We start from the raw sequence: 16328 nt of genomic DNA on the forward strand, positions 1-16328 counted from the left end.
CTCCTCGAGCAATCAACACAGCTGCAGGAAAAACCAGGATGGATCCCCGCGCTCACTCCCTCAAGGCTGTCGAATCCAGGAGCCAATGTAAAGGTGTGACCCACGACTCAGAAAGCCCATTTCCATGCGGGCGTCCGCTGGCCCCAATGCCGCTGATAGGGTGTTGCCAAATCCTGAATCACTGCGGACGAACGTTGGAACGGAAGGGGCTCAGTGGACCAGACCGTTGCCGGGGAGCAGCATGCCTCGCATTCGGCTGTCGTGGCGGACTCAGACCATGACCGTTTGGCGGCCACTACGTCCGCGCTTGATGCCGCGGGCTTCCAGGTATTTCCTGCCACGGACACCGCCTCCATGACCTCCCTTCTTCAGCAACAACACCCCTCAGTGGTGGTTGTCGAGAATGCCCTCGCCCACGGCCTGGGCAGCCCCGGAGTTCCTGTGCTGCTGCTCCTTGATGAGCAGGAGACCGTGGATCTGGAAGAAGTGGAATCCTGGCGCGTAGCGGACTACGTCATCACCCCGGTCCGCCCCGGGGAGCTCGTCCACCGGGTTCAAACCCTGATTGGACGTGCACGGGAACGTGGGCGCTCCCGCGGCGAGATCGAAGCGCTGCGCGAAAGCCTCCGAAACGTCTCCTCGGAAATCCGACGGACCAATGATCCGCAGCTCATCGCAGAACACGTGGTCCGGGGTTTCGGCGTGGCCCTGGGCGTGGACCATGTGTGGTTCGCTACTTTCCGGGATGAACGGGTCCCCAGCATCCGTGCTCAATGGAACCGTCCCGGCCTTCCGCTGCTGCCCGCCAGGTTGGGCGACAGCGAGAACATCATCTCTGAGACCGCCAACAAGCTGTGGGCCGACGCTGACGTCCTCGCCGTGGCGGACCACCGGGAAGACCCGGACTCAAAGATCGCCAAGGCACTGAGGGAGTGGTCCGGAGAGCTCAAAGCTGTATCCACCGTGCTGCTCCCCGTTGGCGAAGGCGCTTCCGCCATGGGCATCATCCTCCTGTCCACTGTGCAGGAACGGCACGACTGGACCCGTCCAGAGATCGCCTTGATGCAGCACGTGGCCGGGAACGTAGCCCACGGACTCATCCAAGGCCACCTCATCAGCGCCCAGCAGCGAGTCCTTCACCAACTGAGACAACTGGATAAGGCCAAGACGGACTTCCTGGCCACCGTAAACCACGAGCTGCGGACACCGTTGACCTCCATAACTGCCTACCTCGATATGATCCAGGACGGTTCCGGGGGGCCTGTTCCCGACGGCATCAGAAAAATGTTGGAAGTCATTGCCCGGAACTCGGACCGCCTGCGCAGGCTCATTGAGGACATGCTCACGGTCTCCATGCAGGACGGCAGCAACCTGGACCTCAAACCCGTTGATATCGACAAACTCCTCCAAGTGGTGGTGGCAACGCTCCGGCCACAGGCAGAGTCCCGCCACGTTTCCGTGTCCTTCACGGAGGCTACCGAAGACATAGAGGTCACGGCGGACGAGGCAAAGCTGGAACAGGTGTTCACGAACATCGTTGCCAACGCCATCAAGTTCACTCCCGAGGGTGGCCGCGTTGGCATCACCAGCGCATTGTCAGCCTCCCAGGACGGTGGCCCTTCTGCGCTCGTCCAAATTGCGGACAACGGCCTGGGTATCCCGGAGCACGATCTCCCGCACATCCTGACCCGGTTCTACCGCGCTTCCAACGCCACCTCAGCGGCAGTGCCCGGCAGCGGGCTGGGCCTGGCGATCGCCAACGACATCATCAGCCGCCACATGGGCCGCATGGTCTTCGACTCCACCCTGGGGTCCGGAACCACGGTGTCGGTGGAGTTGCCGGTGGGCGGGCCGTAGATCAGACGTGAACAGGCCCGCAGCAGCCAGCCGGTAGGTAGTCGAGTGGGGCCTGCGGTATGACAGTGGTGTCAATGCAGGGCCCCAAAGATTTGCTCTGCCGTCACAAATGATCGACATCCAACGAAACAAAACTGATGCCCCGGGCTACAGCCCGGGGCATCAATTTAGCTCATATGGCCTCGAGAGGCGCTCCCCCAATGTTTAGTTCGGCCACCAACCGATGCTGGTGGTGTTCGTCTTACCCGTGGTGGTGCTGTTCGGCCACCAGCCGATTGCCGTGCTGTCCTGCGTAGGCTCGGCATTGGCCGGAGCAGCGAATCCTGTTACTGCCAGAACCGCCGCCATGAGCAGGGTTGCCGCAAATTTTTTCATCCGCTATGCCCTTTCGTACTGATGCGAATTTGATGACTGTGACTTGAATAAAGTCACGGGGCAAACTATACGAGCTTTTCTTCCGCAATGACATGGATAATGGGCATATGCAAAGTCCACACCTGGCCCCCCACCTTGTTGCCGGACTCAATGCACGCGCCAAATGGAAAGCGCGGGACTTTGACGAGGCCTTCAGTTTGGCCGCCGAAGCGGCCGAACTCGCCCGCGATGCCGGCGATGAAACCGCCTGGTGGAACATGCGCTACCTGCAGGCTGAATGCCTCCGTGATCAGGGAAGCATCGAAGACTACCTGGCACTTGCCATCGCCCTGAACGATCACAGTCTTACCGCTTCCTCCCCCGAGCTCGGCGCCAAGGCCGGAACAATGGTGGCCATTGGGCTCCAAGGACTCGGGCGCCTTGCCGAAGCCGCAACCATGGCGGCCGACGCGGCAAAACTCGCCGCTACGGACCCCGATCTCCTCTACGTCCAGGTCCTGGCCCAGCGCGCCCTCATTGCAGCACTGGCCGAGAGCCGGCTGCTGGATGATGCATGGCGGGAATGTCTTGTTCTGGAAACCTTGATTACCGATGACGTTGATGAGGACACCGCGGGCAAGGGGTACTGGGTGATCGGCAACGTAGCTTTCCTGGCGGACCGGGTAGCGGATGGGAGCCGGTATCACGATCTGGCCGCCGAAAGGCTTTCCCCGTCAAAGGATGTTGATTTGTGGGCACGCTTCAACCGTGCCTCGGCCGAAATGCGCCTCCAGGCGAAACTCGGTGACGCGGCCACACTTCGCTGCATTGAGAGAGCGGAACTCGCTACGGACATTGTGGGCGGATCCGAGCGGGATCACTTGGAAATGTCCTTGGTCCGTGCCCATTGGAATTACCTCGCCGGTGATATGCAGCAGGCCTTGGCGATCCTTGAACCGCTGTGCGCCCGCTCCTCCATTCTGGCCACCCAAACGTCCGCCGAGGCGCATTTCCTTTATGGGCGGACATTGCTGTCATCCCATCGAATTGATGAAAGCCTCGTTGCTTTCGAAGAAGCAGCAAAACTTTTCGACCAGGCGGCTTTGCCGGAGCGCAGCGCAGCGGTTCGCGAGCATCTTCGGCAGAGTGTCGGGCGCCGGGGCAGGCCACACGGGGAGTGAGCATGTCTGACGCAGAATCATATTCCGCGAACGACCCCCGGCTGGGGCTGCTCCTGGAGGGCATCGTCCGGTTGGCTGCGGGCGACCTGAACACCAGGATCCCTGTCTCCGAGGCACGCGATGAGATTGACGCCGTGATTATGGGCACCAACCTCCTGGCCGAAGATCTTCAGATCGTCTACGAAGAGCTGGAGCAGAGGGTAGAGGCCCGCACACAACAGCTCAATGAAGCCCACCTGGCCATGCAGCACATGGCAATGACCGATCCCCTGACGGGCCTGAGTAACCGATCCGCTTTCGCCACCGCCCTGAGTGAGGCCCAAGCGATCGGCGCGCAAGGGAATAAGCGGCCGGCGATCCTCCTACTGGATATGGACGGCTTCAAAGCCATCAACGATTCCCTGGGGCACACCATCGGTGACAAAGTCCTGGAAACAGTGGCCACCCGTATCAGCGCCGCGGTGCGCGAGCAGGACATGGTGGCCCGCATGGGCGGCGACGAGTTCGCCGTCCTGCTTCCGGGAGTGGCCCCCGCGGAGGCCAGCGCCATCGGCAGCCGAATTCTCTCTGCCGTGGTGGAGGTCATGGAAATTGAGGGCCAACATCTCCGCTGCGGGGTCAGCATGGGCCTGCGCATGGCCGATCCAGGCCAACGGGCGGAAGAGCTCATGATGGAAGCGGACATCGCCATGTACGAGTCCAAGGCGGACGGGCGCGGCAAGCTGAAGGTGTTCGAGCCTGACATGCTGTTGGCCCGGCAAATGCGGAATCAGATGGTGGGGGAACTCAAAGAGGCGATCGCCAGTTCCCAGCTAGTGCTCTATTATCAGCCCATCATCAGGCTGGACACCCGCGGGATTGAAGGCGTGGAAGCCCTGGTCCGGTGGAACCACCCCACCCGTGGGATCATCATGCCGGACGAGTTCATCCCCATCGCCGAGGAAACGGGGATGATCTCCGATCTGGGCGGATGGGTGCTCCGCACCGCCGTCGAGCAGTTGAAACAATGGCGCAGCGACCCCCTTACGGCGGGCCACAACTTCAGCATGCGCATCAACGTTTCCGCTGCCGACCTGCAGCGGCTGGAGTTCATTGAAGATGTCCGCGAGGCCTTGACGTCCGCCGATCTGGATCCTTCGCTCCTGGTCCTGGAGCTGACCGAAAGCGCTGTCATCCAAGGCAACGACCTGGACCGCTACACGCTCAACAGTCTCAGGCGCCTTGGAGTGGGCTTGGAAATTGACGACTTCGGCACGGGCTATTCCTCCATCAGTTACCTGCGCCAACTGCCCGTGGACACGGTCAAGGTGGACCGGACGTTGCTTTCCGCCTTGGGCAGCGACCCCGCACAGCCGGCCCTTCTGGCTGCTGTCCTTCAGTTGATCCGTGCTTGTGGATTGGCCGCCGTGTGGGAGGGAATCGAAAGCGCAGAGCAAGCCGACTACCTGTTGAGCATTGGGTGCACCAGCGGCCAAGGGTATTACTTCAGCCGACCGCTGCCCGAGGCGCAGCTGACCGAACAACTGAAGCACCACAAGACCTGGCCAGTCACTTGATGGTCCGCGTCCATGGGTGGTGCCGTGTGCGCCACTCCGAGTCCAATATGGCGTAGATGTTCTCGGTGGCCCACTGACCCTTGTAGTGCCAGTTGTCCACCAGGGTTGCTTCGAGCCGCATGCCAAGGCGCTGGCAAATGCCTGCAGATCCAACGTTGAGTGCGTCCAGTTTGGCGTCGATGCGGTGGAAGGCGAGTTTCTCGAAGGCAAGTTTCATCACAGCCTCGGCCGCCTCAGTTGCAAAGCCGTGGCCACGCGCCTCCGGATGCAGTATCCAGCCCAACTCCCCTTGCCCGGTCCCCTCCAGCCACTTCAGCACAACCTCGCCCATCAGGCCGGGGTGATCCTTGCGCTCGATGGCCAGGCACACCCAATCCCCTTCCTGATTGAACTCGAAGTTCGCGTACCGGCCCAGGACCTCCATGGACTTGGTCCTGGACAGCTCGTTGCGCAAAAGGAACCGGGCCGTTTCGGGAAGAGACTGGTATCCATGGAACCGTTCAAGGTCCCCGGCCTCGAAGCGCCGCAGGATGAGTCGATCGGTGATGATGGGAAGCTCAATTTCGGGCATGCCTCCGAGGCTACTAGGTGCGGGCCAATCATGGCCCAGTCTTGACACGTGGCGCGATCTGGGATTACCTAATGAACATTCGGTAAATAAAGCTGGAGGCAATGACGCATGGTTGAAACAACCCTCTCCGGTGCACAGCACCACATCCTGACGAACGACTACGCGTCCGAATGGATGGGCATCGAGGTCCTCAAGCTCGACGACGGCCACGCCACCATCCGCATGCATCTCCGCCAGGAGATGCTCAACGGATTCGGCATGGCCCACGGCGGAATGATCTTCGCCTTCGGCGACACTGCATTCGCCTTGGCCTGCAACCCGGCCAACCCCACGCCCAAGCAAGCCGCCAACATCACGGTGGCGTCCGGCGTCGACATCAACTTCATCAAGCCCGCCTTCCAGGGCCAGGTGATCACCGCCGTCGCAAACCGCCGCGCGAGCACCGGCCGAAGCGGCCTGTACGACATCCAGATTTATGCGGCACCCCACGACGCAGCCCCCTCCCCCGAGGCGCCCGGGGAACTCATCGCTGAGTTCCGTGGCCGCAGCCGCACCATCTCCAAGAAGTAGGAAACCCATGACTCAGAACACCGTGGCCGCACCCTCAGCTTCCTCCTCCGAGGCAACTGCCCCCGTGCTGGACCGTGAAGAGACCATCTCCCGCGACGAACTCGAGGCCCTGCAGCTCACCCGCCTCCAGCACACCGTGGCCTACGCCTACGATCGCGTGCCACTGTACAAGCGCAAGTTCGATGAAACCGGCGTGCACCCCTCGGACCTGAAGGAACTCAGCGACCTCGGCAAGTTCCCGTACACCACCAAGGAAGACCTCCGCCTGGAGTACCCGTTCGGCATGTTCGCCGTCCCGCAGGACCAGGTGGCACGCGTTCACGCGAGCTCCGGCACCACCGGCCGTCCCACCGTGGTTGGATACACCAAGAACGACCTCGCCAACTGGGCAACCTTGGTAGCACGTTCCTTCCGCGCCTCCGGCGTCCGCCCCGGCATGAAGGTCCACAACGCCTACGGCTACGGCCTGTTTACCGGCGGACTGGGTGCCCATGCAGGCGCTGAAGCTCTCGGCTGCACCGTCATCCCCATCTCCGGCGGCCAGACCGAACGCCAGATCCAGCTCATTCAGGACTTCAAGCCGGACGCCATCCTGGCCACGCCCACGTACCTGCTGACCATCGCCGACGCCATGGCTCACCAGGGCATCGACCCCAGGTCCACCTCGCTCAAGTACGCGGTCCTGGGCGCCGAGCCGTGGACCGAAGAAATGCGCCACGAGCTCGAAACCACCATGAACATCAAGGCCTCGGACATCTACGGACTCTCCGAAGTCATGGGCCCGGGCGTCGCTGGCGAAGCCGTTGAAACGCAGGACGGCTGCCACATCTGGGAAGACCACTTCCGCCCCGAAATCATCGACCCCTTCGATCACTCCACGGTCTTGGCCGACGGTGAACCCGGCGAACTCGTCTTCACATCGTTGACCAAGGAAGCGCTGCCCATCATCCGCTACCGCACCAAGGACCTCACCCGCCTGCTCCCCGGCACCGCCCGCCCCGCGCACCGCCGCATGGGCCGCATCACCGGCCGCAGCGACGACATGATCATCCTCCGCGGCGTGAACCTCTTCCCGTCACAGATCGAGGAGATCGCCCTCCGCATCCCCGAGCTGAGCCCGCACTTCCAGCTCGAAATCACCCGCCCCGAGGGCAAACGCATGGACTCGCTGACCGTTCGTGTTGAGCGGCGTGAGACGGTGTCTCCCGAGGCAGGCACGACGGCGGCACACACCTTGCGCGAGCAGATCAAGATTCACGTCGGGTCATCTTGCGTAGTAGACGTGGTGGAGCCCGGCTCCCTCGAGCGGTCCAACGGCAAACTTCGCCGGATCTACGACATGCGACCCAAGGGCTGAGCGCCGTCCACCACTGAGATCGTGAGAAAATGCCAGCATGCCTACTGAGACCACCACCAAGCGCGGACGGCCCGGTTATGACCAGCAGTCGGTGCTCCGCATCGCCGTCGACGTCTTCAACCGCCACGGGTACGACGCAACGTCCATGGGCATCCTGGCCGAAAACCTCGGGATCTCGAAGTCAGCCATTTACCACCACGTGCCGTCCAAGGGCGATCTGCTGAAGCTCGCCCTGGACCACGCACTGGGTGGGCTGGAGGCGATCCTTGAGGAGCCCTCTGCTACCTCCGGGCCAGCCGATGCGCGGCTCGAGTTCGTGCTGAGGCAGACCATTGCCGTGCTGGTGGATCGACTGCCGTTCGTGACCCTGCTCCTGCGTCTGCGGGGCAACACGGAGATCGAACGCGATGCGCTGGAACGGCGGCGCGCCTTCGACCACAAGGTGGCCGAGCTGATTGCCGCCGCACGTGAAGACGGGTCGCTGCGCCAGGACATCGATCCTCGCACCGTCACACGCCTGCTGTTCGGCACCATCAACTCGATTGTGGAGTGGTACAAGCCGGGCGGCTCGCTGTCTCCGGAGAAGCTCGCCGACGACGTCATCACCATGGCCTTCGACGGCCTCCACACCGCCGCCTGACCCTCTCTCACATCCCACGCCCTTGAGCCGATCACTCTCTCACATCCCACGCCCTTGAGCCGATCGCTCTCTCACATCCCACGCCCTTGAGCCGATCACTCTCTCACATCCCACGCCCTTGAGCCGATCGCTCTCTCACATCCCACGCCCTTGAGCCGATCGCTCTCTCACATCCCCTACCCCCGCGCGGGCGTGCTGGGGATTGCCAGGCTCATTGAAGTGCCCGGGGGAGCGCCCGGCTCCGTAGGACAGTCAAACGACAAAACGCCTTCCCACATACCGTGGAAAGGCGTTTTGTCGTGTGCGCGAGGGCAGTCGGGCCCAACCCCGAGGGATGTGAGAGAGGGACCCACCCAAACCCGAGGGATGTGAGAGAGGGTTACTTCTCCACGAGGGTCAGGACGTCGTAGGTAGCCACGATTTCGTCGTTCTGGTTGGTCAGGACGGCGTCCCAGGCCACCTCGCCATATTCGTCAGTCTCACGTGGCGTGATTTTCTTGGCTGTCAGCGTGACCCGAATGGAATCTCCCGCCGCAACAGGGGTGATGAAGCGCAGGTTCTCCAAGCCATAGTTGGCCAGGACGGGGCCCGGTGCGGGCTCCACAAAGAGTCCGGCAGCCCAGCTCAGGAGCAGGTAGCCGTGGGCCACAATGCCCGGGAAGAACGGATTGGCTTCGGCAGCTTCCTGGTTGGTGTGGGCGTAGAACGTGTCTCCGGTGGAGTTCGCGAATGCGGTGATGTCCTCAAGCTTGACCTCACGGAGTTCCGAACGCACGGCATCACCGATTCGCAGCGTGGACAGGTGCTTCCGGAAGGGGTGCTCGCCCTCGGTCTCCACGGTGAAGTTCCTGTCGGCGCCAGTGTGCCAAAGGCCAGTAACGGCCGTGAGCATGTTCGGCGAACCCTGGATTGCTGTGCGCTGCATGTGGTGCATCACCGAGCGGATGCCGCCCAGTTCCTCGCCACCACCAGCGCGGCCGGGGCCGCCGTGAACCAGGTGCGGGACGGGCGAACCGTGGCCTGTGGAGGAGCGGGCGTCTTCACGGTTGAGCATGTGGACGCGTCCGTGGTGAGCCGCGATCCCGAGCACCAGTTCTTGTGCAACAGCGGGATCGTTGGTGCAGACAGATGCCACCAACGAGCCGGAGCCACGGGCAGCCAAGCGAATGGCGTCGGAAAGATCCGAGTACCCAATCACTGAGGAAACCGGCCCGAACGCCTCCAACGAGTGAACTTCTTCGGCTTCGGCGTCTGCCCAGCTCAGGAGGACCGGGGACATGAACGCACCGTCCTCCACTACGCCTACGGTGCCGCCAACGGAAGTGACCGACGGCGAATCGAGAGATCCGTACGCAAGCTCACCACCGGCGTCGAGCATTGATTGAACGGCGGCGCGGACATCCGCGAGCTGTTCCAGCGATGCCAAAGCGCCCATGGTGACGCCCTCCGCGCGCGGGTCACCGAGGACAACGCGCTCGTTGATGCGGGCGCCGACGGCGGCGGCGACCTCGGCGGTCAGCGACTGCGGGACGATGACGCGGCGGATGGCAGTGCACTTCTGGCCCGCCTTGACGGTCATCTCGGTGACCACCGCTTTGATGAAGGCATCGAACTCGGGTGTGCCGGGGACGGCGTCGGGGCCGAGGATTGCGGCGTTGAGGGAGTCGGTTTCGGAGGTGAAACGGACGCCGCCCTGGACCACGTTCTTGTGGCCCTTCAGGGAGTTGGCAGTGGAGGCCGAGCCGGTGAAAGACACGAGGTCGCGGTAATCGAGCTCATCCAGGATGGTGCGGGCGGAACCGGAAATCAGCTGCAGCGAGCCAGCGGGAAGAATGCCCGACTCGACGATTGCCTGCACGGCCGCAGCCGCAACGTATCCCGTGGGCGTGGCCGGCTTCACGATGGTGGGGACGCCGGCAAGGAACGCGGGAGCGAACTTCTCCAGCATGCCCCAGACCGGGAAGTTGAACGCGTTGATCTGTACCGCGACGCCGGGGATGCGGGTGTAGATGTGCTCGGCCACGAACGATCCGTCCTTGGACAGCGTCTCCATGGGACCGTCCACAACAACCTGCGAGTTGGGCAGTTCGCGGCGGCCCTTGGAGCCAAAGGTGAAGAGCACACCAATGCCGCCGTCAATGTCGATCATGTTGTCGATCTTGGTGGCACCGCTCTGCGACGAGGATTCGTACAGTTCGTTGCGACGCCCGTTGAGGTACATGGCCAGCTCTTTGAGCTTGAGTGCGCGCTGGTGGAACGTCAGCTTCCCAAGTTCCGTTTGGCCGGTGGTGCGGCCGAAATCCACGACGGCGGCAAGGTCCAGTCCGTCGGTGCTGACGTTTGCCAGGACCTCTCCGGTGCTGGCATCACGGACCGGGACCTTCTTGGCGTCAGGTGCCGGCGTCCACCAGGCATCCTGGACGTAGCTGGGGACGGTTGCAACGGCTGTGGTTTCCGGGGCGACTGCTGTAGTGGTCATCGTCGACGGGTCCTTCCAAGGCACGTGAAATCGGCACGGTCGCTGCTGACTTGAGCCAACATTACTGACCGGCCGTTCGGTAATATATACAGGGTACATGAATGCCCTGCGGAGTACAGCAGGAATTTCAGGCTTCAGTCAGCCTCGACCACTCCGAGCTTGGCCCGCACGGCAGCCAGCTCCCGATCCGAGACGCCGTTGGCCGCCAGGAACCCGGCCGCGTCCAACCTCGCAAGGAAGGCCCGCAGGCTCTCCCGCCGCTTGGTCAGCATCGCCTCAAGCTCGTCATCGGACAGGTACGGATCATGGGCGTGCGGCGCACCATGCGTACGATGCCGCTCATTAATACCCCGCGCCGCCAGTTCATATCCGTGCACGATCTCCTCGTCGCCAAAGCCAGCCAATCGCTGCAGCATCACCGCGATGACCCCACTGCGATCCCTACCCGCGGAGCAATGAACCACCACCTTGCCCGGTGACGCGGCTATGGCCCTGAAGACGGCCGCGATCTTGTCCGGGAACACGTCAAGGTAATCCCCATACTGGGCGGGGTCTTTGAGGTACGGGCCAAAAAGCTCGTCGAAATCCTCATGGTCAGGATCTTCCGTTGGGCAGTGGACGACGTCGATGCGCGCCTTCACCTCGCCGGGCACCTCGGGGTCGGTGTCGCGCTGCCGCCGCTCGCGCGAGGCGCGGAGATCGATCACGGTGCGGACGCCGTCGTCGTACATCTGCTGCCAACCGGACGTGGTGACCCATTCATGGCGACCCATGCGATACACATCCCCGGCGATACGCCAGGCGTTGACGGCGCCGTCCCAGTGGACACGTTGGTGAGCTGAAGTAGTCCCGTCCATAGGGGTCAGCTAATCACAAAGCAAGTAGCTGGGTCCCGCCGAGGGGTTAGATCTCGAGGGATTAGCGAGCTCTTACAGCCGAGAGCTCACCCCTCAATGCGGGGGCAACACCGTCTACGCGCCGTACTTGGCCAGCCGGAACTCCAAGCCGTTGCGGACGGCCGGCCATTCGTGGTCGAGGATGGAGAACACCACGGTGTCGCGGAGGGCGCCGTCCAGGCTGCGGGAATGGCTTCGCAGGACGCCGTCCTGTTTGGCGCCGAGCCTGGCGATCGCCTCACGGGACTGCTGGTTCATCCAGTGCGTGCGGAATTCCACGGCCGGGCAGCCCAGGGTTTCAAAAGCATGGCGCAGGAGCAGCAGCTTGGAATCCGGGTTGGTCCCCGTGCCGTGCGCTGATGCAGCGTTCCACGTGGATCCGATTTCCAAACGAGGCGTTTCGGCGTCGATGTTCATGTACGTGGTCATGCCGATGAGCTTGCCCGTGACGTTCGATCGCGTGGCGAAAGGCAGCATGGACCCCCTTGCCTGCAGGCCCAGACGGCGATCGATTTCAGCGGCCATGCCCTCAGGCGTGGGAACCGAGGTGTACCAAAGCTTCCAAAGATCGCCGTCACGGGCTGCGTCCACCAGGCCGTCATGGTGTTCCTGGCTCAACGGTTCCAGCGTTACGAATTGGCCGGTCAGGGTGATGGGTTCAATAGAAGTCACCCGGTTAGCCTAACGGCTAGTCATTCCACTCGAAGAAGCCCTTGCCTGACTTGCGTCCAAGCTCCCCGCGCACCACTTTGTCCCGCAGGATCTGCGGCGGAGCGAAACGGTCGCCGAGCGTGGAATGAAGGTATTCGGCAATGCCGAGGCGAACATCCAAACCCACAATATCCGTGGTCTTCAGCGGACCCGTGGGGTGCTTGTAGCCCAGGACCATGGCGGCATCAATGTCCTCCGCCGATGCCACGCCTTCCTCCACCATGCGCATCGCCTCAAGGGCGATTGCAACGCCAAGCCTTGAAGAGGCAAAGCCGGGCGCGTCATTGACGACGACGGCGGTCTTGCCGAGTGCCTCAGTCCAGCTTTTCGCCGCTTCAGCCAGTTCGGGAGACGTTTCCTTGGCCAGCACCACTTCAATGAGGGTGGACGCGGGCACCGGGTTGAAGAAGTGCAGGCCCACGAAATTGGCCGGACGGCGAAGGTTGTTGGCCAGTCCGGTCACGGACAGTGATGACGTGTTTGAGGCCAGGTAAGCATCCGCGGACAGGTGGTCCTCCACAGCTTTCAGGGCGGTGACCTTGAGATCGTAATCCTCAGGCACGGCTTCCACTACGAGCCCGCAGTGGATGAAGGATTCGTAGTCCGTGGACGTGCTGAAGCGGGACATCGCCTCGTCAGGGGTTTCGCTCAGGGTGCCGCGGGCGGCGGACTTAGTCACGGCATCAGCGACGCGACCTTGTGCTCCGGCTGCTGCCTCGTGATCGCGTTCCACCACGATCACAGTGGCACCGTTGGTGAGAAACGCATGTGCGATTCCTGCGCCCATCCGGCCACCACCAAGGACTCCAACGACGTGCGGGATGGCGGGTGCTTCTGTCATTTCTGGGTCCTGTCTTGCGTGGGTACGGCAGCGTCGGCCGCAGCGGCTGTGTCTTGCGAAGCTTTCGCGGACTTCTTGTCCAGGAACGCCTGCATGCGATCAAACTTGGCCTGGGACTCGAAGAGGATTCCCTGCGCCAGGGTATCGATCAGCGGGTGGGCCTCAGCAGGGGCATGGAACACGGACTTGGTGATCCGCACGGCCAGGGGGTCCTGACGCGCAATCCGGTCCGCCAGCTTGTGCGCCGCGTCCATCAACTCGGGCGCTTCGTGGATTTCAGTGATGAGGCTGATGCGCAAGGCTTCCTCAGCACGGAGCACTGCGCCAGCCAGGAGAATCTCCTTGGCCTTCGGCTCCCCCACAAGTTCCTTCAGCCGCCACGTGGCCCCTGCGGCGGCAAGGATTCCCAGTCCGGTCTCCGGGTTGCCGATCCGGACGCTCGGTGTACCAATACGGAAGTCGGCAGCGTAGGCGAGCTCTGCTCCCCCGCCCAGGCAATACCCATCCAAAGCCGCAATGACCGGCATGGGCAACTTGGCGATGCGCACAAAGATGGTGGAGTTGATCCCCTGCAAGGCGTCGTCCCGGCGGCGTTCGCGTAGCTGTCCAATGTCCGCACCCGAGGCAAAAACACCCTCAGTTCCGGCGATGATCAGCACTTTAGGGTTTCGCTCAAGCTCCGCACAGACCATGTGAAGCTCGTCCACCATGGTCTGGTCGATCGCGTTACGGACTTCGGGGCGGTTCAGCAGAACAGTGAGCCGGTCCTCGCGTTCCTCGAGCAGAAGGGTGGTGAAGTCTTGAGGATTCAGTGCCATTACACGCCCTCCAGCAGCATCGCGGTGCCCTGTCCGACGCCGATGCACATGGTGGCCAATCCGAGCTTAGGTCCGGAAGAGGAAGCGAGTTCGCGTTCCATGCGGCCCAGCAGCGTGATGGCAATGCGTGAGCCGCTGGAACCGAGCGGGTGTCCCAAACTGATGGCGCCGCCGTCGTTGTTGACGATGTCCGGGTTCAGTCCGAGACGCCGCATGGTGGCCAGTGACTGCGTGGCGAAGGCTTCGTTGAGTTCAACGGCGCCCAGCTGATCTACGCTGAGGCCGGCACGTGTCAGGACCTTTTGGGTGGCCGGGACCGGGCCGATTCCCATGATTTCGGGCTCACAACCGGCCGAAGCGCCCTCGATAATCCGTGCACGGGGCGTCAGGCCGAACTTCTTGATGGCCGCCTCGGACGCGACGATGATGGCCGAGGCGCCGTCGTTGAGCGTGGATGAGTTGCCTGCCGTGACTACCGATCCACCGGGCACTACGGGCCGCAACTTGGCCAGGACGTCCATGGTGGTGCCTTCGCGGGGGCCCTCATCCGTGTCCACCACGGTTTCGGACTTACGCGTCTTCACAGTGACGGGAACGATCTCGTCCTTGAAGCGCCCACCGGCGATGGCGGCCAGTGCGAGCTCGTGGGAGCGGACGGCGAAAGCATCGGCATCCTCGCGGGAGATGTTGTCCACTCGCCCCACTTCCTCGGCCGTTTCCGGCATGGAGTAGGTCATTTTGCCGTCGCGGGAGAGCTCACCCTTGGTGAACAGCGGATTGGCGAAGCGCCAGCCGATGGAGGTATCGAAGATCTGGCCCGGCTTGGCGAACGCCGTGGTGGGCTTCTCCTGCACCCACGGGGCACGGCTCATGGACTCCACACCACCGGCCACTACGATGTCCGCTGCTCCGGACTTGATCATGTGGCTGGCCATGATGATTGCGCTGAGGCCCGAGGCGCACAGTCGGTTCACCGTGATGCCGGGGATGTGGAGGGGAAGTCCCGCAAGGAGGGTGGCCATACGGGCCACGTTCCGGTTCTCCTCGCCCGCGCCGTTGGCATTGCCGAGGATCACCTCATCAATCGAGTCAGGATCGACGCCGGCCCGCGCCACCGCTTCCCGGACCACCAGCGCTGCGAGATCGTCCGGGCGAACGGAGGACAATGCCCCACCGTAGCGACCTACAGGCGTTCGTGCGCCGCCAACAAGAAAAGCCTCGACCATGAGAACATCCTTCGCGAAGTAAAGGGACCGGTCAGGAATAATATACCGACCGTTCGTTCTATAAAGATTACACGGCCCGGGGAGCCGGTCAACAGTTGAAGTCCTCGGTTACGGATCAGCAGAGACCGGCCCCAGCCCGTATCAGAGCACTCGAATTCCCAAATGTCCGGCCAGCAGCGGCGCCATGAGGCTCAACTGGTAATCATCGATCACCACTCCGGCGAGCCCGGCCAATCCGTTGATTCCGCGGAACTCCGAGGTCCGCAGATCCACGTCCTTTAGCTTGGCACCCGTAACATCCAGCGTGCCGATAGTGCAGTTCTTCAAGGCCAACCTGGTACCCGTGCAACCGCCAAGATCAAGCTCATTGATGATGCAATCGGAAATCTGAAGATCCATGAGCTTGGAGCCACGCAGGTTCACATAGTCCAGCTTGCCGCCATCAATTCGGACAGAGCGCCAGTTTCCCTCATAGAGTTCGGCCGATCCCCACCGTGGATTGGTGATCTCCACGTCCTGCCAGGAAGTCCGCGCAGCCATGAAGACCGGGGCGTATGGCTCGGAGAAGATGCACTCGCGGAACGTCGCACCCCGCAGCTGAGCCTCGTTGAAGGAGACCCCGTTCAGCTCGCACTCAATGAAGTCGGCGCCGCTCAGTTCCTCTCCGTCGGCGGAAACACGGGTGAGCCTGACGCCGTCGTACCGTTCGCCACGCTGGAAGTCCGGAGCGTCGTCGTCACGCAGTTCATCCAGACGCACCGGCGAAATCTTGGGCGCCGCCACCTTTGCAGCCGCCATCAGAGCGATTCCGCTTTGGCAGCGATCTCGGCGAGGTCCTTGCTGAGGGCCTTGCGGGTCATGCTCATTCCCAACTTCCCGAACAGGGCCATCCCCACCTTGCTGATGAGCGAGGGATTGATCATCTCGGCACCGAAAGTCAGGGTCAGATCCGTACCGCCATGGCGCTCGGTGAGGGTGAAGCGGGTGGTGTAGTCCGCACCGCCCTGAACTGCCTTGACCGTAGTGCTGCGAGGAGGGTCCGTCTCGGAAACCCACATCTCGACGGTCTCCTGCTTACCCATCATGGTCCGGGTTTCCTTCCAGCGCGTCCCCTCCTCATAAGGGCCTTCGCTGAGCATCTGGATTGAATTGATGCCCGAGAGCGTGCCGGCCGAGCCGGGAATGTCCGATATAACGGCCCAAACCTTCTCCGGGCGTGCGTTGACGTGCTGCGTCAAGGTGGTGGTGTGTTCCATACATCGAGCCTAGAC

Annotated in this window: 16 protein-coding genes; 6 read left to right on the plus strand and 10 right to left on the minus strand. The window is 62.6% G+C overall.

Annotation, left to right across the window (positions count from 1 at the left end; translation table 11 throughout):
* The first annotated feature begins 213 nt into the window (after positions 1-213).
* Positions 214-1857, plus strand: coding sequence for an ATP-binding protein (locus ACIQH5_RS05440; RefSeq protein ID WP_400400969.1), 1644 nt, complete (start codon positions 214-216; stop codon positions 1855-1857).
* Between the two features lie 204 nt (positions 1858-2061).
* On the opposite strand, the gene ACIQH5_RS05445 is transcribed toward ACIQH5_RS05440, so the two are convergent.
* Complete coding sequence (locus ACIQH5_RS05445; RefSeq protein WP_017199100.1) at positions 2062-2232, minus strand: hypothetical protein; 171 nt, start codon at positions 2230-2232, stop codon at positions 2062-2064.
* A 107-nt stretch (positions 2233-2339) separates the two neighbouring features.
* Here ACIQH5_RS05445 and ACIQH5_RS05450 point away from each other — a divergent pair, with 107 nt between their 5' ends.
* Entirely contained in the window at positions 2340-3392 is a 1053-nt protein-coding gene (locus tag ACIQH5_RS05450) for a hypothetical protein (protein WP_400400971.1), read from the plus strand.
* 2 nt (positions 3393-3394) lie between these two features.
* A complete protein-coding gene (locus ACIQH5_RS05455; protein WP_400400973.1) occupies positions 3395-4948 on the plus strand; it encodes a putative bifunctional diguanylate cyclase/phosphodiesterase in 1554 nt (517 codons plus the stop codon).
* Here ACIQH5_RS05455 and ACIQH5_RS05460 read toward each other — a convergent pair.
* Complete coding sequence (locus ACIQH5_RS05460) at positions 4941-5519, minus strand: GNAT family N-acetyltransferase (protein ID WP_400400975.1); 579 nt, start codon at positions 5517-5519, stop codon at positions 4941-4943. The genes ACIQH5_RS05455 and ACIQH5_RS05460 overlap by 8 nt on opposite strands.
* A 108-nt stretch (positions 5520-5627) precedes the next feature.
* On the opposite strand from ACIQH5_RS05460, the gene ACIQH5_RS05465 reads away from it, so the two are divergent.
* Genes ACIQH5_RS05465 through ACIQH5_RS05475 form a run of 3 tightly spaced genes read left to right on the plus strand, consistent with a single transcriptional unit; the run spans position 5628 to position 8086 of the window.
* Positions 5628-6089 (plus strand): hotdog fold thioesterase, encoded by a 462-nt coding sequence (locus ACIQH5_RS05465; RefSeq protein ID WP_400400977.1) that lies wholly within the window; start codon positions 5628-5630, stop codon positions 6087-6089.
* 7 nt (positions 6090-6096) lie between these two features.
* Positions 6097-7446: a phenylacetate--CoA ligase PaaK gene (gene paaK, locus ACIQH5_RS05470; protein WP_400400979.1), complete on the plus strand. Its 1350-nt coding sequence runs from the start codon at positions 6097-6099 to the stop codon at positions 7444-7446.
* 37 nt (positions 7447-7483) lie between these two features.
* Entirely contained in the window at positions 7484-8086 is a 603-nt protein-coding gene (locus ACIQH5_RS05475; RefSeq protein ID WP_014922600.1) for a TetR/AcrR family transcriptional regulator, read from the plus strand.
* 379 nt (positions 8087-8465) lie between these two features.
* On the opposite strand, the gene paaZ is transcribed toward ACIQH5_RS05475, so the two are convergent.
* The 8 genes from paaZ to ACIQH5_RS05515 all read right to left on the minus strand — a co-directional run bounded on the left by paaZ (position 8466) and on the right by ACIQH5_RS05515 (position 16313).
* On the minus strand, positions 8466-10565 hold the full coding sequence (gene paaZ / locus ACIQH5_RS05480; protein ID WP_400400980.1) for a phenylacetic acid degradation bifunctional protein PaaZ: 2100 nt from the start codon (positions 10563-10565) through the stop codon (positions 8466-8468).
* Between the two features lie 134 nt (positions 10566-10699).
* A complete protein-coding gene (locus ACIQH5_RS05485) occupies positions 10700-11422 on the minus strand; it encodes a tyrosine-protein phosphatase (protein WP_400400981.1) in 723 nt (240 codons plus the stop codon).
* A gap of 114 nt (positions 11423-11536) precedes the next feature.
* Positions 11537-12133: a GNAT family N-acetyltransferase gene (locus tag ACIQH5_RS05490; RefSeq protein WP_400400982.1), complete on the minus strand. Its 597-nt coding sequence runs from the start codon at positions 12131-12133 to the stop codon at positions 11537-11539.
* Positions 12134-12149: 16 nt separating this feature from the next.
* Entirely contained in the window at positions 12150-13013 is an 864-nt protein-coding gene (locus ACIQH5_RS05495) for a 3-hydroxyacyl-CoA dehydrogenase family protein (protein WP_400400984.1), read from the minus strand.
* Entirely contained in the window at positions 13010-13831 is an 822-nt protein-coding gene (locus tag ACIQH5_RS05500; protein WP_400400986.1) for an enoyl-CoA hydratase/isomerase family protein, read from the minus strand. The genes ACIQH5_RS05495 and ACIQH5_RS05500 overlap by 4 nt, the downstream gene beginning before the upstream one ends.
* The gene (locus ACIQH5_RS05505; protein ID WP_400400988.1) at positions 13831-15057 is read right to left on the minus strand and encodes a thiolase family protein; all 1227 of its coding nucleotides are present in this window, start codon (positions 15055-15057) and stop codon (positions 13831-13833) included. Before ACIQH5_RS05505 ends, ACIQH5_RS05500 begins: the two co-directional genes overlap by 1 nt.
* Before the next feature lie 141 nt (positions 15058-15198).
* The gene (locus tag ACIQH5_RS05510; protein ID WP_024817885.1) at positions 15199-15855 is read right to left on the minus strand and encodes a pentapeptide repeat-containing protein; all 657 of its coding nucleotides are present in this window, start codon (positions 15853-15855) and stop codon (positions 15199-15201) included.
* Positions 15855-16313, minus strand: coding sequence for an SRPBCC family protein (locus ACIQH5_RS05515; protein WP_400400990.1), 459 nt, complete (start codon positions 16311-16313; stop codon positions 15855-15857). The genes ACIQH5_RS05510 and ACIQH5_RS05515 overlap by 1 nt, the downstream gene beginning before the upstream one ends.
* Positions 16314-16328: the final 15 nt, after the last annotated feature.

The organism is Paenarthrobacter sp. NPDC091711 (genome assembly GCF_044756605.1).
GTDB lineage: Bacteria > Actinomycetota > Actinomycetes > Actinomycetales > Micrococcaceae > Arthrobacter.